This is a genomic window from Gemmatimonadota bacterium (genome assembly GCA_026705765.1).
Lineage (GTDB): Bacteria > Latescibacterota > UBA2968 > UBA2968 > UBA2968 > VXRD01.
The window spans coordinates 1-21,106 of record JAPPAB010000110.1; the positions used below are offsets into that span (position 1 = coordinate 1).

Annotated in this window: 23 protein-coding genes and 1 pseudogene; 13 read left to right on the plus strand and 11 right to left on the minus strand. The window is 52.8% G+C overall.

The genetic code is table 11. The features are described 5' to 3' along the window. On the plus strand, positions 1–551 hold a 551-nt coding region (locus tag OXH16_15335), incomplete at its 5' end, for a hypothetical protein (protein MCY3682773.1). Positions 552–795: 244 nt separating this feature from the next. Here OXH16_15335 and OXH16_15340 read toward each other — a convergent pair. The 5 genes from OXH16_15340 to OXH16_15360 all read right to left on the minus strand — a co-directional run bounded on the left by OXH16_15340 (position 796) and on the right by OXH16_15360 (position 8,009). Then, entirely contained in the window at positions 796–1,449 is a 654-nt protein-coding gene (locus OXH16_15340) for a YceI family protein (protein ID MCY3682774.1), read from the minus strand. Positions 1,450–1,566: 117 nt separating this feature from the next. Then, entirely contained in the window at positions 1,567–3,834 is a 2,268-nt protein-coding gene (locus tag OXH16_15345) for an NAD(P)-binding domain-containing protein (protein MCY3682775.1), read from the minus strand. Positions 3,835–3,909: 75 nt separating this feature from the next. Further along, positions 3,910–4,929 carry a mannonate dehydratase gene (locus OXH16_15350; protein ID MCY3682776.1) on the minus strand — a complete coding sequence of 340 codons (1,020 nt, stop codon included), beginning with the start codon at positions 4,927–4,929 and terminating at the stop codon, positions 3,910–3,912. A gap of 161 nt (positions 4,930–5,090) precedes the next feature. Further along, positions 5,091–6,497, minus strand: a complete 1,407-nt coding sequence (locus OXH16_15355) for a sulfatase-like hydrolase/transferase (GenBank protein MCY3682777.1) — start codon at positions 6,495–6,497, stop codon at positions 5,091–5,093. 15 nt (positions 6,498–6,512) lie between these two features. Further along, positions 6,513–8,009, minus strand: coding sequence for a sulfatase-like hydrolase/transferase (locus OXH16_15360; GenBank protein MCY3682778.1), 1,497 nt, complete (start codon positions 8,007–8,009; stop codon positions 6,513–6,515). Between the two features lie 112 nt (positions 8,010–8,121). Here OXH16_15360 and OXH16_15365 point away from each other — a divergent pair, with 112 nt between their 5' ends. From OXH16_15365 to OXH16_15385, 5 genes are all read left to right on the plus strand, one after another. Further along, positions 8,122–8,988: a septum formation inhibitor Maf gene (locus OXH16_15365; GenBank protein ID MCY3682779.1), complete on the plus strand. Its 867-nt coding sequence runs from the start codon at positions 8,122–8,124 to the stop codon at positions 8,986–8,988. 75 nt (positions 8,989–9,063) lie between these two features. Then, the gene (locus tag OXH16_15370) at positions 9,064–9,501 is read left to right on the plus strand and encodes a cytochrome c maturation protein CcmE (protein MCY3682780.1); all 438 of its coding nucleotides are present in this window, start codon (positions 9,064–9,066) and stop codon (positions 9,499–9,501) included. A gap of 15 nt (positions 9,502–9,516) precedes the next feature. Further along, complete coding sequence (locus tag OXH16_15375) at positions 9,517–11,502, plus strand: heme lyase CcmF/NrfE family subunit (protein ID MCY3682781.1); 1,986 nt, start codon at positions 9,517–9,519, stop codon at positions 11,500–11,502. After that, complete coding sequence (locus OXH16_15380) at positions 11,499–11,957, plus strand: cytochrome c-type biogenesis protein CcmH (GenBank protein ID MCY3682782.1); 459 nt, start codon at positions 11,499–11,501, stop codon at positions 11,955–11,957. Before OXH16_15375 ends, OXH16_15380 begins: the two co-directional genes overlap by 4 nt. After that, positions 11,957–12,334 carry a hypothetical protein gene (locus tag OXH16_15385; GenBank protein ID MCY3682783.1) on the plus strand — a complete coding sequence of 126 codons (378 nt, stop codon included), beginning with the start codon at positions 11,957–11,959 and terminating at the stop codon, positions 12,332–12,334. The genes OXH16_15380 and OXH16_15385 overlap by 1 nt, the downstream gene beginning before the upstream one ends. Before the next feature lie 146 nt (positions 12,335–12,480). Here OXH16_15385 and OXH16_15390 read toward each other — a convergent pair whose 3' ends face one another. The 3 genes from OXH16_15390 to OXH16_15400 all read right to left on the minus strand — a co-directional run bounded on the left by OXH16_15390 (position 12,481) and on the right by OXH16_15400 (position 13,411). Further along, complete coding sequence (locus tag OXH16_15390) at positions 12,481–12,786, minus strand: DUF433 domain-containing protein (GenBank protein ID MCY3682784.1); 306 nt, start codon at positions 12,784–12,786, stop codon at positions 12,481–12,483. A 99-nt stretch (positions 12,787–12,885) separates the two neighbouring features. Continuing rightward, on the minus strand, positions 12,886–13,146 hold the full coding sequence (locus OXH16_15395; GenBank protein MCY3682785.1) for a BrnA antitoxin family protein: 261 nt from the start codon (positions 13,144–13,146) through the stop codon (positions 12,886–12,888). Beyond that, a complete protein-coding gene (locus OXH16_15400) occupies positions 13,121–13,411 on the minus strand; it encodes a BrnT family toxin (protein ID MCY3682786.1) in 291 nt (96 codons plus the stop codon). The genes OXH16_15395 and OXH16_15400 overlap by 26 nt, the downstream gene beginning before the upstream one ends. A 465-nt stretch (positions 13,412–13,876) precedes the next feature. On the opposite strand from OXH16_15400, the gene OXH16_15405 reads away from it, so the two are divergent. The 7 genes from OXH16_15405 to OXH16_15435 are packed head-to-tail and all read left to right on the plus strand — an operon-like array spanning position 13,877 to position 18,861. Then, on the plus strand, positions 13,877–14,797 hold the full coding sequence (locus OXH16_15405) for a hypothetical protein (GenBank protein ID MCY3682787.1): 921 nt from the start codon (positions 13,877–13,879) through the stop codon (positions 14,795–14,797). 19 nt (positions 14,798–14,816) lie between these two features. Next, positions 14,817–15,854 carry a hypothetical protein gene (locus OXH16_15410; GenBank protein MCY3682788.1) on the plus strand — a complete coding sequence of 346 codons (1,038 nt, stop codon included), beginning with the start codon at positions 14,817–14,819 and terminating at the stop codon, positions 15,852–15,854. Next, the gene (locus tag OXH16_15415; GenBank protein MCY3682789.1) at positions 15,854–16,564 is read left to right on the plus strand and encodes an ABC transporter ATP-binding protein; all 711 of its coding nucleotides are present in this window, start codon (positions 15,854–15,856) and stop codon (positions 16,562–16,564) included. Before OXH16_15410 ends, OXH16_15415 begins: the two co-directional genes overlap by 1 nt. Before the next feature lie 2 nt (positions 16,565–16,566). Continuing rightward, a complete protein-coding gene (locus OXH16_15420) occupies positions 16,567–17,238 on the plus strand; it encodes a heme exporter protein CcmB (protein ID MCY3682790.1) in 672 nt (223 codons plus the stop codon). A gap of 2 nt (positions 17,239–17,240) precedes the next feature. Continuing rightward, entirely contained in the window at positions 17,241–17,918 is a 678-nt protein-coding gene (gene ccsA, locus OXH16_15425) for a cytochrome c biogenesis protein CcsA (protein MCY3682791.1), read from the plus strand. Positions 17,919–17,937: 19 nt separating this feature from the next. Further along, a complete protein-coding gene (locus tag OXH16_15430; GenBank protein MCY3682792.1) occupies positions 17,938–18,087 on the plus strand; it encodes a CcmD family protein in 150 nt (49 codons plus the stop codon). Between the two features lie 3 nt (positions 18,088–18,090). Continuing rightward, positions 18,091–18,861, plus strand: coding sequence for an RNA methyltransferase (locus OXH16_15435; GenBank protein MCY3682793.1), 771 nt, complete (start codon positions 18,091–18,093; stop codon positions 18,859–18,861). A gap of 53 nt (positions 18,862–18,914) precedes the next feature. On the opposite strand, the gene OXH16_15440 is transcribed toward OXH16_15435, so the two are convergent. The 3 genes and pseudogenes from OXH16_15440 to OXH16_15450 all read right to left on the minus strand — a co-directional run bounded on the left by OXH16_15440 (position 18,915) and on the right by OXH16_15450 (position 21,104). Continuing rightward, on the minus strand, positions 18,915–19,952 hold the full coding sequence (locus tag OXH16_15440; GenBank protein ID MCY3682794.1) for a Gfo/Idh/MocA family oxidoreductase: 1,038 nt from the start codon (positions 19,950–19,952) through the stop codon (positions 18,915–18,917). 62 nt (positions 19,953–20,014) lie between these two features. Continuing rightward, a pseudogene (locus OXH16_15445) lies at positions 20,015–20,203 on the minus strand (Rdx family protein). A 142-nt stretch (positions 20,204–20,345) separates the two neighbouring features. Then, positions 20,346–21,104, minus strand: coding sequence for a hypothetical protein (locus tag OXH16_15450; protein ID MCY3682795.1), 759 nt, complete (start codon positions 21,102–21,104; stop codon positions 20,346–20,348). Positions 21,105–21,106: the final 2 nt, after the last annotated feature.

Here is a 21,106-nt window from a genome sequence, read left to right on the forward strand (position 1 = left end):
CCGGCAAATACGAACTTCAAGTACAAATGAAAGACCTCATCTCTGGACGCACCGGTCTCTATCGGCAAGAACTCGAAGTTAGAGACTACCAAATCCCAGAACTCCAGGTCAGTGAAATTCAACTGGCCTTGAACATCGCGGAAGAAGGTGCGACAAAATTCCAAAAAGAAGACGTGTGGGTCATTCCCATTCCCACGCGCAGCTATGCCGCAACGCAAAATGCCTATGCCTACTTTGAAATCTATAACCTGACCAAAGACACCTTTGGACAAACTCGTTACAAAACCGAATACCGCATTCGCTCCAGCACCATGCCCACTGTTGGTGTAGTTGGCGCAGCGACCGCGGGATTGCGCACCATTTTTAGAACTCGCAAACCCCAGGTGGCTATCACCAACGAACGCACGGGACGGAATGCCGACGAGCGCGAATACGTCGAAATCGTACTCAACAAAGTCAGACCCGGCGTCAATGCACTCGAAATCATCGTAACCGACCTGGTCAGTGGCAAGAGCGTCGAACGCGAAGTGCGCTTCCGATATGGGAATTAAAACACGCTCTTATTTGGAAAGGAGACTCCCCGTGTATCACTCTCATCTACTAAAAATCGCAATCATTGTTCAGATATTTGCTACAATTGTAATAGCGCAGGAAAGCCTGATTGATCTGCCTATATGGACAAATCAAAAATCCCACCCTGAATACAATACAGGATGGGATTTTTTGTAGCGATGACGACCGTTTTGATAGGGTCAATTGATGCGTAAAGGATCGGGAAAAGGATTTCCCTCCTACTCAATTCCCACCACGCCCACCTTGACCACCGCGCCCGCCGCCACCGCGACGACCCTGCTGACCCCGAGCCTGTCTCGGCGGACCCGCTTCAATCGTAATATTTACCCGCACCTCATCCCCCAGCACATTGGCAAAATTCGCCCAGCTATTCACGCCATAATCCGAACACAGCAGCGTCAACTCAGTCTCAAAACCAGCCAGAGGTGTGCCGCGCTGCGGATGCGTACCAACACCGAGCACCGTCACTGGCAACGTAATACTCTTCGTCACCCCGTGCATCGTCAAATCGCCCGTCACCAGAATCTTTTCACCCTCCTTCACAGCCGACGTACTCTTAAATGTAATCGTCGGATAAGTCTCCACCTCAAAGAAATCTGCACCGCGCAAATGATCGTCGCGCCGCTGATTCCCCGTATCGATACTCCCTGTCTGAATCGTCGTTTCAATCATCATCTTCTCGGGCGCAGCCGGATCGTAATCAATCGTGCCACCAAACTGATTAAACCGGCCCGCCGTGCGACTCACAAAGTGCCGAATCGAAAACCCGACCGACGAATGCGACCGATCAATCTGGTACTTCTCGGCAAAACCCGTATCCGCCATCACAAGTGACGACACCAATCCCAAACACAACAAACGTATGACTCTCAACATTACTGCCCTCCTGTGAAAATTACCCCCGGCTCTATATTAACCAAAACATTCTGGATCGCGGCTTTAAGCATGCCGCGATGACAAACGGGCGGGCACGGGGACCCGCCCCTACGTACTTCACACTTCATCCATCACCACCCGAGACGCTGCCAGCCCATCTACCCTGGCGATCTGCCCGGTCACAGGATCAATCTGCCCAAACGACAACACACCCGTCGGACAACTCTGCACACAGGCCGAACACCGCACGCACTCCGGATCCTCCATAGGCAAACCCTTATTCGCAAAATTCATCACATCGATACCCTGATGGCACACCGACGTACACACACTGCACGAAATACACTTCTTCTTATCTGCAAAAATCCGAAACCGCGAAAACCGCGCATAAACATGCATCAACGCAGCTAACGGACACGCAAACCGGCACCACATCCGCCCGCTAAAATGCCAGTAAAAACCCACCCCAATAATACCCGCCAAAAACAAATCCACAAACCACTGATAATTCAAAAACGTCAGCGGAAACACCAGACCGCCCCAATTCACATCCTTCCCCATAAACAGCCCCATATACCCCGCATTCACCCAGTGGTCATACGGCAACAACCAGCCCGCAATCCGCAGTGCCAGAAGCACAAAAGCCAGAACCAGAATCACCTGCCCCACCATATTCATCCGATTCCAAACAGGACCGTGCGGCATCTTCTGCCGATGCATATCCCCCATCGTCTCTGCCAGTGCCCCGCACGAACAAATCCACCCGCAATAAGCCCCCTTGCCCCAGCGCCAGATAATCAACGGAATCACCACAAAAGTCTGCACCAGACTAATACCCAACCACCACCCCAGCGGCTGACTCGTAAACACATTCCAGAAAAACAGGGGCCACGCCAGAATAAAGCCCAAACTCCGCCAGTACTCCCGCCCGTGTGCATCCCACTCCGACGCCGGGAACAACGCATCGGCCACAGGCTTTAAAAAAGCCCCATCGGAAAACCAACCATTGTGACCCAGCCACGGCAAGAAAATATACGGCAACAAAAACAGCGGCACACACTGAATAACCATCAGCGTCACCGTCTGCACCGTCACATAAGGCGTCTGCCGTCGATTAATCCTGCGAATCCCAAACCCCACCACACACGCACAATACGCCAGCGAATAATAAAACCCCGGCTGCGTCATCGACGTCCACACCGTCCCAAAAAGACCCGACTTATCCTCCGCTGGCATCAAATTAAACGGAAACAGCTCTGCCCCCTTAAACCACTCGTAAATCGGAATCCCCGCACCCGTCTTCCAGTGATACACAAACACACACGCCAGCATAACCAGCGCAAAAGACACCCACGTGCCCACGCGCCATTCCCCTCTAATCGGCACACCTGAACGCCTGAAAAAATCCAGCGGCGCCTCGCGCCCAATCATCGAAAACACCGCATCATTGGGCATCGTCTCATCACCCTCACCCGTCGAAAGCACCACCTCATCCTCACCAATCGCCCGCACCTCACTCGCCAGCGCCATTCGCAAGTGTTCCCCACCCGAAAGCACCTCAATCTTCTCCACATTCTCGGGCTTGGGACGGCTCAGTTCCGCGCGCCGATACGACAGCGTCACCCGCCCGCCGGACTCGGCAATTGCAATCGCCGTCTCCAGCGCACTATCACCCCCACCAACCACCAGCACATCCTGATCCGCATAATCCTTGGGATCGTGCAGCCGATTCATCACCTTATCCAGATCCTCACCCGGCACATTTAACTTTCTAAAATTGCCCGACCGCCCAATCGCCACAATCACCCGGTGCGCCAGCAAATCCTCACCCTCGGGAATCACCACCCGCAACACATCCCCCTCTCGCTGCACGCACTCCGCCCGCGCAAACACCGGCGCAATATCCGCGGTCCGCTCCTCCAACTCATCCAACAACCGCTCCTTCACATCTGCCCGATCCGAAAACTGCAAATCACCTGCCGGAACCATATCCGTCGGATACGTGTAAATCGGCTTCGCCTTTGGAAAATTCACCACCGTAGAAAACCGCTCTGACGCCTCCAACAGCACAAAATCCAAACCCCGATTTCTCGCCTCAATACCCGCCGCCATACCCGACACACCCCCACCAATAATCACCAGGTCGTGCACCCCATCCCTCTGCGTCCGCCTCTCAAACCCCGCATCATCCACAATCGTCTGCACGGCTCGCGCCCCCGTATCCGACGAAAACTTCAACAGCGGAATCCCCGTCAAATCCCCCACAATATAAAGCCCCGGCACCGCCGTTGCCCCATCCTCATGCATCTCGGGCAACTTCTCCACCGTGCCCGAAGGCCACCGCGTGTGCAACCAGTGCATATACCGTTTCAAAAATCCAAACATCTTCCCTTCTCCCATCAAAAATTCGCCTGCACAGGATAATTACACCATCTCACGTCGTCAATTCCAGAATTTGCGTCACCCATAAACATCGTCGATCAACGCGCGGATATACCCAATCGCATACGCCTTCCCGTGCAAATTCGTGTACGCGGAATGGGCAAAACTCGGCGTATGATCCATCATATACGGACCATTGAACCCATTATCGCGATAAACCGCCATCGCGCGCTTCATATCGATATCGCCCTCATCCATAAAAACTTCGACAAACCGCGGCAACTGGCCCTTCACATTGCGGAAATGCACCCACACAATCTTATTATTCGAAGCCATCTCGGCAATCGCATCGTAAACACCCTCACCCAGCAACTCCGTCATACACCCCTGGCAAAATAGCATCCCATTGTGCTCGCCCGGCGCAATCTCAAAAAGCGTGCGCCTGAACTGCTCCAGCGAAGAACAAATCTGTGCAATACCGCCCAAAGGCTCAGGAATCGGCGGATCATCCGGATGCAGCGCCATACGCACCCCCGCCTTTTCTGCAACGGGAATCACCGCCTGCAAAAACGCCTCCATATTTGCCCACATCGTCTCCTCTGAAACAGGGGGATTGAATTGCTCTGGCCGATTCTCACTAAAATACGCATAGTCAAACGTACTATATCTCACCCCGCCGCGCCCCGTATCCGAAGGCGTCCGAAAATTCCCCATCGGCTTGAAATTCCAGCCCAAACACGGAATTCCCGCCCTCCCCAGCGACTCCAGCATCTGGCACCAGAATCCGATCTTCTCATCTCGATCTTCCATAGCCAGCGCAATCTCCTCCCAGCACGGCATAAAAATATTATTCAACTTCATACCATGGGATTCCACCAACTCCCGCGCCTTCTCAAACGCCTCTGTACAATCCTCCCCCGCGCGAAGCCGTTGTGCCAGCGCCGTATTCGCCACACCCGTACTACTGCGCTTAGCCGACTTTGCAGGCGGGCGACCACCTCGCAACTCGAGATGAATCGAATCCACACTAATCGCCCTGTAAAAACTCAAAATATCATCGTCCAAATTATCGTAATGAACCTGATCTTGAATGTACATCTCTCATCGCCTCCTGTATAGCTATCAGTCCCCGCCCAGCCACCCACTGGATTGCGGCTAAAACCCTGCCGCAATGACGGCTCTACAACGCATGTTCCTGACTGCTGACTGCTCCTCACATCCCAATAAACTGCCAAGCAGTTGTAACCGTTCCTTAATTTTTAACTCTCAACCTCGGCATCAGACACCCGCCGTTGCCCACCTTGCCGTTCTTCCGCATCGACAATCTCGGGAACATACCCTTCAACATCCCGAATATAGCCCAGCAACCGCGCCTTCATTCGATCTGCAACCGGACGGTGGCTTTCATAGCCAATCAAATTGCGCAACTCGTACGGATCTGCCTCCAGATCGTAGAGATACGCCTCCTCATAACTCCTCGCACCCTCTGCACCGGGCGGCACCGCATCGCTTTGGACCGCGTACTTCCATCGCTTTGTGCGAACAGCACGACCAATACCACTCTCTGAAATCTGCACAAACACATCATCCGGCCATGGATCTGCGAGCGAGCGACCACCACCACCCAAAATGGGAAGCACGGAACGCCCCGACATCTGATCGGGAATCTCCAACCCGGCGCCATCCAACAGCGAAGGCGGCAAATCCACCAGACTCACCAACTCGCCCAACGTACCCCCTCCCGTAAACGGACCACCCGTCAACACCGTTGGAACGCGGATAGAACTCTCGTGACACGAACGCTTGTATTCCTTATTGCGGGTGCGGAAATGGCAGGCGTGATCAGACGTAAACAGCACAATCGTATCCTCTAACAACCCCAAACTCTTCAGCGCATCGAGCAAGCGTCCATAAGCCTCATCCAAACGCTTAATCATGCCCCAGTACCCGCCCAAATGCTGCTGTGTACTCCCCCCTGCAGGAACCGCGCCGGGATACTCGCCTTCTGCCAAAGGATGCGTGGGCAATCCCGCCAGATCAGGCGGTGTCCAGTACCCGGCATACATCTCGCGGTACCCATCCGGCGGCGGATAATCGTCCAGATGATTCTGGTGATGCGGTTCCAAAAAAGAAATAAAAAGATAAAAGGGATCACTCTGATGTTCATCCACATACCGAATCGCCGCATCGGTCAGCGCATCCACCCGATAACCGGGCAACTTCACCTCCTGATTGTCATGATCGTAAACAACGCAATCATACGTATCAGACGTCCCCTCCAGCGCATTTGCCGCGAGCCAGTACTGGTACCCACCGCGCGCTTTTACGGGCACAGAACCGCGTCCACTCGTCGCCAGATGCCACTTCCCAATATATCCCGTGTGATAACCCGCATCATTAAAACACTGTGCAAGCGTCTTGTGATCCGGATTCAGCGCAACCCCATTGCGATACACCCCCGTCTCACTCGCGTACATCCCCGTCTGCAAACACGCACGCGCCGGACCGCACACGGGCTGACACGTAAAACTATTGTACACATGTGTCCCGTGCTGAGCCGCGCGATCCAGATTGGGTGTAATACCGAGGGGATTGCCATGCGCTGCCATACAATCCCAGCGCTGTTGATCCGTAAAAAAGACAATAACATTTGGTTTGTTAGCCATAGTATCTCCTTTCGTTCATGCACCAGATGTAATTCTGGGATTATCCATACGCGCACAGCGAATACTCTCCCGCATCAAACGCGTCAGAAGCTCGGCCTTTACATCCCGCGCCTCTGAATGATCCCACAAATTTACTTTCTCGCGTGGATCACTCTCCAGATCCACCAGCACATTATGTCCAATACCCGAAGCATCCACCACAATTTTATAGCGCTCTGTGATCAGCGTCCGCATGGACCCCATCTCCACCAAAGCCGCGCGATCGGACATATCCGTACCATCATTAATAAAACCTCTCAACGAACACCCCGGCAACTCAAAACCCTCAACAGCCCAATCCTCGCGCCGAAACCGCATAGCACTTTGATCTACCCCCGCATAATCCAGCACAGTAGGCACAAAATCCAGATTGCTCACCACATCATCGCAAACACCCGTCCGCCCCCCGGGCACCCTCCAGATATACGGCACGCGCAACAACTCATCCCACTGATAGGGCGTCTTATGCCACAAATGGTGTGACCCCAGGTACTCGCCGTGATCTGCGATAAAAGCAACAACCGTATTATCGTACAAACCCTTCGCCTGCAAAAAATCAATCGCGCGACCCACATTATCGTCAATATGCGAAATCATACCATAAGTCTGCGCCATCACCTGCCGCAAATCCTCCTCATCGCCATTAAACCATGCGGGACCCACTCTCCGCAGCAAACTATCAGAAGCTGGGTCTTCGTCAACAACAAACGTCTCCGGCAAGGTTAAAGCCCCGGGATCGTACATCTCACTATACGGTCTGCAAGCCACAAACGGATGGTGCGGATCGGGAAAAGAACACCACGCAAAAAAATTTTCGCCCGCACCCAAACCATCTATAAAAGCCATTGTGCGATCTGTAATCCAGTGATTGTAATGCAACTCAGCCGGAATCTGATCAATCTTCCAGGTCTGATAGCCAAAATTCTGATACGCCGAAAGCTGAGCATAGGGAACACATGTTGAAGGACCATCTTCCGGATGATCCTTTTGCGCGACATCGGGATATTCTTCTTCCAACCAATTTCGATAATCTCCACAAACGTAATTCACATGTCCACCCACATAATCCGTCTCGCCAAAACCGTAATATCCCTCGGGCAAATGGGTCACCTCACCGCTATACCACCGATGTCGGTTCTCCCAGGAATCACCACCCGAAAAAGGCTGCAAATGCAACTTGCCCGCCGCATGCGTGCGGTACCCCGCCCTGGACAACGCCCCCGTCACAGTCGGCATATCTTCAGACAAACTCATACCATTTTGTATCAACCCGTGTTGCGAAGGCGTCAATCCAGTAATCAAAGAAGCCCGCGACGGCTGGCACACCGGATGCGAGCAATAATTGCGGCGAAACAGAACCCCATCCTGTGCCAGACGATCCAGATTGGGCGTCTGTACATCCGGATGCCCACTACACCCCATGCAATAAGCCTGCATCTGATCCACACAGAAAATCAAAAAATTCGGTCGCATATTATCACTCCGTGTTTATATTCATGCCCGCGCACATACCAATATACCACCAATACAAAAATTTCGCGGTACTATATTAACCCCTACCCATATCTCTCAAAAGGAGCACACAATGCGACACTTAATCACCATCCTTTTCACCATCATCTTCCTCGCCCCAACCCATGCAGAAGTAAAACCCTGGGATGACGCATTCAAAAAACAATGGTACGCCGGGCTCGCAGAAATCACCCGCTATGAACTCAAACAGGCGCAATATCGCGATATTTATGACGGCGACGCCGTACTCATCTTCGTAACCGAAAACTTTCTCACAGACAAACACGTAAAGCACGAACGCGGCGACGGGCCGAGCACCTCCGTACTCAAACTCAACGCCATGCGCCAATTTACAACGGGCCTCTATCCCTACTCCATCATGACCTCTGTATTCACACCCGTAGCCCCCGACCAAACGCGCACACTCAAAGTCACCAGCACAGCTCAGGAATGGTGCGGACACACCTTTGCCCAAATAAACCATCGCAACGGCGAATACAAAGCCACACTGCGATCGTACTTTCAAAGCGATGGCGACCGCGACCTCACATTGCCCGGCGCCATCCTCGAAGACGAAATCTGGACGCGTATCCGACTGACACCCGACCGCTTGCCCACAGGTGAAATCCAGATCATCCCCGGCATGCTATTCCAGCGCCTGACACACACCCTCCCCGATGTCCAGACCGCCAATGCAGAACTCACTGCAGACGACGAGACCTCGGTTTACACCCTCGCGTACACCTCCATTGGCCGCAAACTCGCCATAACCTTTGAAAAAAACTACCCCCACGCCATCCTCGGCTGGGAAGAATCCACGCAACGCCGGGGTCGCTGGACCACGACCACAGCGCGCAAAACGCATGCTACAATGATCGACTACTGGAACAAAAACAAAGTTGAAGACATCGCCTATCGCGCACAACTGGGCTTAAAATAGTTGTTCATATCATGAGACTTGTCTATCTTTAACCATCTGAAATCCCATTGGTAGCCAAAAAACGTAGAGGCTGAAATGACCACGAAAAAAATAAAATTCATCGCCGGATTTGCCGTCATTATCGCCAGCTTACTCACCATGATCGTGTACAGCTCTGAAAAAATGTCGCTGTATTACCTCACCGTCTCCGAACTGCAAGCGCGCGAAACGGAATTTGCCAACACCCGCTTCAAACTCGCTGGCAAAGTCATCCCTGGCTCCATCATCTCTCGCGACGGCAACCGCACCGTCGAATTTGAAATCGCTGACCTCATCGACCAGGACCCATCTGCCAGCAAACGCACCATCCGCTACAGCGGCGTCGTACCCGACACCTTCCGCGAAGAAGCCGATGTCGTACTCGAAGGCAAAATCGGACCCAATGGCATCTTCGTAGCCGACGACATGCTCGCCAAATGCCCTTCAAAATACGAAAGCCAGAGCTACGAAGAAATCAAAGCGTCGTATAAATAAACGAGACCCGAACACATGCTCCCACAACTCGGCAACTTTCTTCTCTACCTCGCCCTATTCACCTCGGCTTATGCGGTAATCGCCGCAATATTAGCAGCCAAAACCCGGCGAATGGGCCTTATACTGAGCACGGAACGCGCAGTCCTCACGGGTTTTGTACTCTGCCTCTCCGCCATGGCCATCCTCGAAGTGCTCTTCCTCACAGACCGCTTCGACATCTACTACATCGCCACTCACTCCAGCCGCGACCTGCCCACCGGCTACAAATTCACAGCCGTCTGGTCCGGCATGCAGGGATCGCTCCTCCTCTGGGCATTGATCCTATCCGGATTCATATTCTTTGCCGTCATCAAAACCCGCGCCTTTCGCGGACCCCTCGCCTCTTATGCCACGGCCATCATGTCCTTCACACTGACCTTCTTCCTCGCGCTCATCTGCATCCACGAAAATCCATTTGTCACCATGCCGCGCGCCCTGCCCGATGGAACGGGCATGAACCCCCTGCTCGTCCACCCCGTCATGGCCATCCACCCCCCCATGCTCTATCACGGCTACGTCGGCTTTACCGTACCCTTTGCCTTTGCAATGGCCGCTCTCTTATCCAGACAAATCGACGAAGAATGGATTCGCACCACCCGCCGCTGGACCCTCCTCGCCTGGTTCTTCCTGGGCACGGGACAACTCCTCGGCGGCAAATGGGCTTATGTCGTACTCGGCTGGGGCGGATACTGGGGTTGGGACCCGGTCGAAAACGCCGCCCTCTTACCCTGGCTAACGGGCACGGCCTTTTTGCACTCCGTCATGATCCAGGAAAAAAAAGGCATGCTTAAAATCTGGAACATGGTCCTCATCATCGCCACCTACACCCTGTGCATCTACGGCACCTTCCTCACCCGAAGCGGCGTCGTATCTTCCGTACACGCGTTTGCCCAGTCCCCCATTGGACCCTGGTTTGGCGTCCTCGTCGTCCTGATCGTCATCTTCTCAAGCCTCCTCCTCGTCTCGCGCCTGGACCTGCTCAAAACCAGAACCCAATACGAATCCCCCATCTCCCGCGAGGGTGGTTTTTTGCTCAACAACCTGCTCTTCCTCACCGCCACATTCGCCGTCTTCTGGGGCGTCATGTTTCCCGTGATCTCCGAAGCCGTTACCGGCGACAAAATCACCGTAGGTCCCCCCTACTTCAACACCGTCATGGTACCCATTGGCCTGCTCCTGCTCGTACTCACGGGCATAGGACCGCTGCTCGCCTGGCGGCGCACCTCGGGCAAAAGCCTGAGAAAACACTTCACGGGATCGAGCATCATGGGACTGATCTGCGGCATCGTCGCCATCGCCCTCGGCGTACGCGACATCTACGCCATCATCTCCTTCCTCTTCTGCGGCTTTGTCACAGGCACCATCATCACCGAATTTCACCGCGGCGCGCGCGCGCGCGGCAGCAGCTCTGGCGAATCCTATCTCCGTGCAATCGTCAACCTCACCCGGCGAAATCGCCGCCGATACGGCGGTTACATCATCCACTTTGGCGTGGTCCTGCTCTTCATCGGATTCACCGGCAATGCATTCAACAAAGATTCCCAGGTCGAACTCAAATACATGGAATCCACCACAATCGGACCCTACACCCTCACCTATGAAGGCATTACCGAATCCACCAATCCACTCACCGCAGACATCGTGGCCCAACTCGGCGTCTATAAACACGGACAGCGACTGGGCACCATGTGGCCCCACCAAAAAGTCTATTACAAGCGACAAGATCAACAAAGAACCACAGAAGTCGCTATCCGATCCAACCTGCGCGAAGACCTCTACGCGCTCTATCAGGGCGTTAACATGCGAGAGGGCGAAGAAGTCGCCCTCTTTCACCTGTACATCAACCCCCTCGTCATGTGGGTCTGGATAGGCGCGTGGATCATCACAATCGGCACCATCATCGTCATGTGGCCCGACAAACGCGAAAAACAGGCATTGCAAATGCGGGAGGCAATGGCATGAAGCCCGCAATCCTGATCCCAATATTCTTTCTCCTTTTCGCAATCCCCGCCCGCGCCGAAGTAACCCGGGAGCAGATCAAAGAAGTCGGCAAAGAACTCGCCTGCTTGTGCGGCGACTGCCCGCGCAGACCACTGGACGAATGCATCTGCGGATATGCACAACAACAGCACGAACGCATCAAAAAAATGCTGGCCTCCGGTCAAACGCCGCAGGCCATTGTCGATGCTTATATACGTGAATTTGGCCTGGAAATCCTCTCCAAACCGCCAGCCAAAGGCTTCAACCTCACAGCGTGGCTCATGCCACCCCTCGTTCTCCTCATCGGATTCTTCGCCGTACGCAGCGTACTCCGCGCCTGGTCAAAAACAAAAAGTCCCGCCACACCAGCCGCAGAACCCGCGCGCGATGACCCGTACCTCGACCGCCTCGAAAGCGACCTCAAGGAGCGCGAGTAATGATCATTGCCGCTTTTATCCTCATCGCAGCGGGCATCTTGCTCTTCATATTCACACCCCTATTTGACCCCCGCGATACCAGCACCATCAGCCAGATCTCCCGCAGAGAAGCGCGACGCCGCGAACTGATCGAACAGCGCGACATGGTCTATGAAGCCATCCGCGAACTCGACTTTGACCATCGCATGGGAAAAGTCGAAGAAGACGACTACCGGCAAACCCGCGCCCGTTATACCGCGCAGGCCGTAGAACTCATCAAATCCCTCGACAAAGCCTCCAGCCAGGCAGACCGTCCCGCGCCCAAACCGCAGGGAATCTCCGACCAGATAGAAAAAGAAATCGCCGCCATTCGCCGCACCCGAAAAAAACGCGGGTGAAAGGCGTGGAGCATATAGAATAATGCCGAAGTAGGGAATGAGAAAAGGCTACGCCTCGGAAGACGTAGCCTTTATTGTTTGCCAGAAGTTATGAATTAAGTAAACGCGCTGTGTGACTTCAAAAGTGAACAAGTATGTAAATAAACTCATTGTGTTGCGTGTGTTGGGGGATTGATCAATCTGTTGGGAACGCGATTTTCTTTAATATATTTTTTTATTTCCTCTTGATGGTCGTTGTAATAGTTCAGGGCATCAAAAACTTGTCTCAAAGACAAATGTGGAAGGTGGTTTGGAATATTTTCGGGGTTTGTGCCCAAACGCCAGACTTCAACAATCGCCCGAACAGGTGTGCGCGTATTTTTGATAATTGGCTCTCCGCCCAAAATCTGATTATTTGTGCTGATATGGGGATGTTCCCGGACACCCTCGAAATCCCGTTTTGTAGATGACATACTGGGGGCCTCGTTTTGGTTCATTTTTAGAATTACGTACACCCCATTGGCAAGCCCGAGATTTTATACATTGTCAAATGTTTTTGGGATGCAAATTTGTTAGACTGCGTGTGAACCGAGTTCTTCGCGAATGACTTTGCGCAGTGTTTGTTCCAATGCGCCATTGTTAGCCTGGATGTGTTCTCTGAGGGCCTGGTTCACAAGCGTCTGATAATTTCCGCCCCCTGCTTCGTGAACCTGTCTCTTAAACCAATTCAGAATGTCTGTATCAAGGCGGATGGTGATGCGCGTCTTGCCGGGTGACGGCTGAACGACAGAGCCTTGTTGGGCGGTCTCAAAATGATGTTCTTTTTTGCTCATATATTCTCCTTTCCCGACGCGTTGCGGGACGAGCGGAAATTAAACGGATGTCTTCATTTCGATATGTATAAACGACAACCAAAATGCGTCCAAAGAAATCGGTGCCAAGAGTGACAAATCGTTGCTCACCCGATTCAATCTCTTCTTTCAAGGTCAATGCCCAGATATCCTCAAATACGCCTACTGAGTCAGCGAAATCAACACTATGTGTAAGGAAATTAGATTCTGCTTTTTCTGGATCCCATTGATAATTCCTGAAACAAATGTATGCACAAATGATGCACACGTCAAGGTTATTTGCAAAAGGGCTTGTGGCTAATGGAAAGACGAGAATTTAGAGCAGTTTGAAAGCGTGGCTGCGTCAATGTGTTGACGCAATGAGAAAAGGCTACGCCTCGGAAGACGTAGCCGTTGTTGTTTATCAGAAGTTATAGATTACGCAAGAATCATCCCAGCAGCCACCTGGTCAAGCGGTACATATCTTTCACCTGACCGCCCATTCATCGCTCAAAATGTACACGATATTGTTCTGCACCAAACGGGCGAACCACAAATTCAGGTTGTAAAAAAGGGCACAATACAGCATATTGAAGACATAAATAAGGGTATTTAAGTACTCTCTATACTATTTGTCGTGCGATGCTGTGACATTGGCCTGATATTTGCTTTGGATTCTGACAGTTGCGTGTATTCCAAAAAGACGCTAACCTTCAGATCCGGGGCATCTCTTATGGCAGATATTGACATCATCTCCAAATACCTCATTCAACACTATCCCGACCACTTCGCACATTTTGCCCTCGCACGAGACGACATCGAGGTAATTGAAGTCATTGACACGGAGCAACTCACAGTTGAAGCGCGACAGGCCGATAGCTTCATCCGCGTGAGAATCGGCGACGAAGAGGCGTTGGTACATAACGAGTTTCAAACTACCGACAGCACCAATCCGCCTATGCCGCGCCGCATGGCAGGGTATATCGGACGCGCCATTGAGCATCACGGTCTGCCGATCTATTCCAATGTCATCTACCTGCGACCCAATGCTGGGCAGCGCGATCCTGGATTCTATGAGCAAGCCCAGCTTGGCTATCGCGTGGTGATTCAGTACAATGTGATTCGGCTGATCGAAATAGAAGGCCAACGCATCCTAAATACGGGGCATTCGGGTCTGATTCCTTTCACGCCATTGATGAAGCCACCTGAAGGAATGGCTTCGGAAGCCTGGTTGCATCAGTGTATTCACACGGCTCAGACGAGCCGCATAGAACGGACGCGCAAGGCCAATTATCTGGCATGCATGGCGACCTTAAGCGAGTTGGTGTATGAATCTGAAACGATTTCTGAAATCATTATGAAGGAGGGTCTCATGGATCTGATCCGCGAATCATCCCTTATTCAATACTTTAAGCGAGAAGGCATAGAGCAAGGTATTGAGCAAGGTATTGAGCAAGGTATTGAGCAGGGAGGCAGGCAACGTGCCATTGAAGATCTTCTCGATGTGTTGGAGATCCGATTTGATATGCCCGAGACACACCCCCTATTCACCCGCATTGCCGTCATAGACGATTTGCAACGCCTCAAGCAGTTGCACCGTGCGGCGATACAGGTGCCCAATCTCGAGGCATTTCAGCGCATATTAGATGCGTGACTTGAAACGCGAGAACAAAATGCAACCATTTATATCCCTCATCGCATTCCTCACACTTCTTATCACCACCCCTACCTTCGCGCTTACGGGTCGCGTCATCAACCAGACCCTCAACCGTCCTGAACCCGATGTCGAAGTCTCGTACATCCTCCATGAGACTGGAGACGTCACTGTAATGCGCGACACCACCGACAGCAAAGGTCAATTCATCCTCGACGTTCCCTCAGACCCGGGCGCCGAACCACCGCCCATGCTATTTGCCCGATACAACGGCATAGACTACCCGGGCAACCCGGCACCTGCGGGCGACACCGTTGACATCCCCGTATTTGAAACCACGGAATCCGACACCGCCATATCCCTATCTTCACACCACATCCTCCTCGATGCCCAGGCTGGCACAGTCACATATATTTTCATCGTACACAACCACGGCGACCGCACCTACCTCACGGGCGGCGACCACGGTCACGGCCTGGAAATACCCCTGCCCGACGGCGTAACCGACTTCATCCGCGCACCGCAAGGCGTACACCTGCACGGCACATTGCTCGTAGATCCACGCCCCATCATCCCCGGAAATAGCCAGACCTTCTTCACATTTGCCATACCCCCATCCAACCGCATCACACAACGCATCACCTATCCCACTGCGGGCATGGACTTGTTCGTCCAGCCGGCCGATACCCCCGTCTCCACAACAGTACTTCGAGACCTCGGCGGCATAACCCTGGGCGACCATGTCTTTCAGCGCTTTGGCGCCGAACAACTCGCGCCTGGCACACAGATCGACATCGCACTCTCATCACCCGAGACCACATTCGCATTCAATTCGCAAACCCCAATATGGATCGCCGTAGCCAGTGTGGTCGCACTCGCAATCCTCGTCCTGTACATGCGCACGCTCAAAACAACGCCCAATCGTCGCACAATACTCCTCGAACAAATCGCCGACCTCGACGAGCGATATGAAAACGGCAACCTCTCAGAACCCGATTACAAAAACAGGCGCAATGCCCTCAAAGCCGAAGTCATTGATCTATCAGATAGCAACTAATGAACACATCGGCCATCATCATACAGAACACAACCCGCCGTTTTGGTCATATCACGGCCCTGCAAGATATAAACCTCACCGTACCAACGGGATGTATTTTTGCACTCTTTGGCCCAAACGGAGCTGGTAAAACAACCCTGTTGCGCCTCATCGCCACACTATCAAAACCATCATCGGGCGACATCTGGGTCAGCGGTATAAACACCCGGCGCAATCCGCAGGAAATACGCAAAAACATCGGCTTCATCTCGCATCAAACCATGCTCTACGACGACCTCACAGCGCGAGAAAATCTCGCATTCTACGGACGCATGTACGGCCTTCAAAACCTCAATACCCGCATTGAAGAAATCCTCCTCACCGTTGGTCTGAAAAACCGCCAGCGCGACCGGATACACAAATACTCACGGGGCATGAAGCAGCGACTGGCCATAGCCCGGGCCATCTTTCACCACCCATCGATCCTCTTGCTCGACGAACCCTTCACCGGCCTCGACACATCGGCTCAGTCGGTATTATCCAGCATAATCACCGACCTCAAAGCAGAAGGACGCACCATCTTCCTCGTCACACACGACCTCGCGCGGGGCCTCGCGCTCGCAGACCACTTTGGCATCCTCTACCAGGGCCAATTGGTACACGAAGCATCGACAAAAGACATCCGTGATTCCGAATTGCAAACCCTCTACGAAAACAAAACCACCCTTTGAAAATGCCTCTTTTCTTTACACAAACCCTCGCCATTCTCCAAAAAGACCTCAAAACCGAATGGCGCACCAGAGAACGCCTCAGCGCCATGGCCTTCTTCGCATTTCTGGTCGTCATCATCTTCAATTTTATATATGAACCCGGATCCCCAATCATAAAAACAGTAGCCCCCGGCATCTTCTGGATAGCCACGGCTTTTGCAGGACTGCTGGGCCTCAGCCGATCTTATGCCATCGAAACACAAAACGACTGCCTGATGGGATTGCGCCTCACACCCACAGACCCGGGCGCGATATTTTTGGGCAAAATGCTGGGCAACACTCTCACCATGCTCATACTCCAGGCACTCATCTTGCCCATCCTCGTCATCTTTCTCAACCTGGAAATCGCACAAGCACTCCCCCGTCTAATTCTGCCCATCTTGCTGGGCACCCTCGGTCTTGCGACCATTGGCACCCTCTTCTCTGCCATGTCGCTCAACACCCGACTGCGAGAAGCCTTCTTGCCCCTGCTCACACTGCCCATCTTCATCCCGGCACTTCTCGCAGCCATTGAATCCTTTCGCGCTGTTCTCGAAGGTAGTGAAATCACAGACTGGCTCGTCCTCAGCGGAGCCTTTGTCGCACTCTACATCGCCGCCTGCCTGCTCTTATTTGAATATGTCCTGGAGGATTGACAATGCCCCCAAAACCCTACATCCTTCCATTTGTCTTCGGCATCCTCGCGCTCATCTGCCTATCTATCGCGCCCTATCTGGTATTCATATACGCCGGAATAGAAAAAGAAATGGGACTGGCACAAAAGATCTTCTACTACCACGTCCCATCTGCATTCTCAATGTTCCTGGGCAGCTTTCTCTGCTTTATCTTCAGCATCTTCTATCTCTGGAAACGCGACAAAAACTGTGACCTGTGGGCCGCCTGCTCAGCCGAAGTGAGCTTGCTCTTTGGCACCCTGGTCTTAATCACAGGTGCAATCTGGGCAAAACCCATCTGGGGCGCGTGGTGGGTCTGGGATGCGCAACTCACCCTCACCCTCATACTCTGGCTCATCCTCGCGGCGTATCACATGTTGCGCACCTACCTCGAAGACCCGGTTCAAAGTGCGCGCTTTCGCGCAGTACTCGGTATAATCGGCTTCCTCAACGTACCTTTCATCCACTACGCCACCAAACTGTGGCGCACGCACCACCCGGAAGTGGTTCGCGGCGAAGAAATCAGCCTGCCGCCCGACATGAAGACGGCATTCTTCTTCTGCGTCATCACCTTCTTCGCGCTCTTTTTCGCCCTGCTCTTCAAGCGCGTATCACTCGCAAAAGCGCGGGACGAACTCGAATCACTAAAAACCGAAATATAACTTTTTCACGGAGGCACTTATGCAACACCTCGAATACATGACCGCGGCGTACATCATCATATGGGTCGCCATCCTGCTCTACTTCTTGAGCCTGTCCAAACGCGAAAAAGCAATATGGGAAGAACTGCGCGAATTGCGCGCCACCATCACCAAAAACCACACCCCATAGCCCATGGCCATCAAAAACGCCAAAAAAATTCTGAACCTGAAACGCCGCAAACTGCGTCAGGCAGAACAAAAATACCTCATAGAGGGCATTCGCCTATGCGAAGAAGCACTCAAAAGCAGCGACACCCTCGAACAACTCATCTTCTGTCGCGAAAGCATCGCCCGCAACACGCGCCTCGAAAACCTCTACCAGGCGACTCTCGCACAACGCATCCCCATCCAGCAAACCGACTGGCGCGCCTTCAAACACATGTCAGACACAGACACACCGCAAGGCGTACTCGGCGTGGTATCCATGCCGACCTATGATCCCAAAACCGTCCTCAACACCAACGGCCCATTCCTCATCCTCGACCGCATCTCTGACCCCGGCAACCTGGGCGTCATCATGCGAACAGCCGAAGCCGCCGGATGCAAAGGCATCTTTCTCACCCGCGGATCGGTCGAAGTCTATAACCCCAAAGTCGTGCGCGCCACCATGGGCGCCATCTTTCGCATGCCCGTCTTCCCCCTCCAGGACGGACCCGCCCTGTTACACTCTCTCCGCCAGCGCAACATCCGGATCATCGCAGCACACACCAGCGGCATCTCTTTCCACAAACTCCAAACCCAAAATCCCGTTGCCCTCCTCCTCGGCAACGAAGCCTTTGGCATCGACCCCGACCTCCTCGCCCTATCCCACCACACCGTCACCATACCCATGGCCGCCCCGGTCGAATCGCTCAACATCGCAGTCGCAACCGGCATCCTCCTCTTTAATCTCCCGGAAAAATAAAAAAACCCACCCGCCATCCTCGCGAGTGGGTTTCTGCGATTCTCATCATCCCATCAATCAAATTCCGAAAGATTGACCGTGCGGCCCTCCGACGCCGAAAGATCAGCGGCAAAATTGACGCGGTGGGTCTCAAAAGCAATATCAAAATTCGTGCGCGGCATCGGCTCATTGGCATTGATACCATCCACAAACGCCTGGAACTGCGGCTCATAGGGATGATCTGCCACATCGCCGGAGTCAATCAGCGATGTCTCCAGCGTACTCCACCTCTCTTTGCTCATACCGTGCAACTTGTGCGAATAGATCCGATTGTCCAGCAAGCTGCCTTCGGAACCCACAAGATGAATATGAAAATAATAGGGCTGCAAGCAATCGACACACGACGTCACCTTCGCCGCATTCCCATTGGCAAATTTGAGAAGAGAAACCGTGGTGGTATCGTATTCATACGGCTCAAAAATCTCGGACCTCGATCTCGTCGCCAGACTGGTCACCTCCTCCACATCGCCATCCATAAAGAACAGACACGCATCCAGAGCGTGACACCCCGCGGTGAGCAAACTCGACCCGGCAAAATCCTTCTTCACATTCCATTCAAATTGACCATACCAGGGACCAATCCCGTGATAGTAATCAACCTCGCCATAGTGCAACTCGCCGAGCAACCCCTCGTCAATAATCGAGCGGATCATAGAAAAGTGCGCGCTAAAGCGACACTCAAAACACACACATGATTGCACCCCGGCTGCTACAATCGCATCGCGCACCCGTTTGAGATCCTCATAAGACAGACATATAGGCTTTTCGATCAGCAAGTGTTTGCCCGCCTCGGCAGCCGCAACCGCTTGATCGGCGTGAAATTTGTGCGGCGTGCAAATATCGATAATATGAATATCGGGATCTGCGATCATCTCATCGTAATTTTTATACGCCTTCAAAGGCGTGCCGTATTCTGCTGCAAGATCATCTTCGTTGTGATCCCGGCGAGAACATATCGCCGTGACATTTGCACCGTTGACCGCCTTAAACGTATCAATATGTGCCCCAGCTACCCAGCCGAGTCCAACAATGCCGACATTGAGATCGCTCATGAAAGCCTCCTTTAAGCCGGAGCTTTTCTTGCCCCGGCTCACTTATTTTCAGCATCCCCAATTCACGAAACGCGACTTTGAATATGCGGTTGAATTTCCTCGTATTCTGGAAAGCGTTTCTCCTTGAGTTTGGAGAACACCAGTTCGCCATCAACCGTAACCTCAAAGCGACCACCGCTGGACGGAATCAGGGTAATAGCTTCGATATCCTGCTTAAACGCATTGACAATTTGATCCGTCATCCCGACGGATTGTGGTTCATAGCCTCAAGATGCGCAATATTCAATTTCTATCCGGGCCATGTGACGCCTCCTTTTGAAGAGAGTGAAAAAAGAGTGAGCGACCTTATTAAAGAGGCTCTTCGACATATCATGCCTCCCTATTATAACCTAATTATAAAATAACCTGTTTAAAAAACGCACCCGTGCGTTTCGGCAAAAAAGACGCGAGATCTTCGAAATCGAGATCCACGTCCAGATCTCTTGCCGCATGGCGGATGTTGTCCCAGCAATCCGCACAGTCATCCCCAGCCAGCAACCCATCGACCTGCCTCGAAAATTCCCTCGCGTCGCGGCGATCCACAGGAAAAGGATAATCAGCCGTGCGGAAAAAGTCACCAACAAAATCATAGTGCCGCCGACGTTCTCTGGAAAAATCTGCATCCTCGCGATGCACAAAAAGCCATTCCGCTGCGCGGATGAGATGATACCCAAAATACGCCATTGCCGGATTGGAAATTCGCGCCTTATTGTGCCTGGGACTCTCCACATGCACAGTGCGAATAACCGGACCGGGCCAATAAATATCTTTGCGATACCGCTCCGTGCGGCGGTCATAGCCAAAGCCATCCAGTACAAAACCACTCGTCGAGCGAATCGTCAGCGCCAAACGCTTTTGTGAAAACCGATCGGGCTGGCGCATCAGGGCTTCACGCGTAAAATCTGGAATGCCAAACAGCGCGCTATACGCATAACAGAACACGACATAAGCATGTGACACCGGCAACCAGAACATCTCACCGAGCCGCCGGGACAGGGCATCGTATTTCTCATCCAGAAAAAACCGCCCATCCGACAGCGCATCAGCCACACACACGGGTTCTGTTGGAAACGCATCGACAAGTGCTTGGATAACATCGCGGTTATTCTTCATAC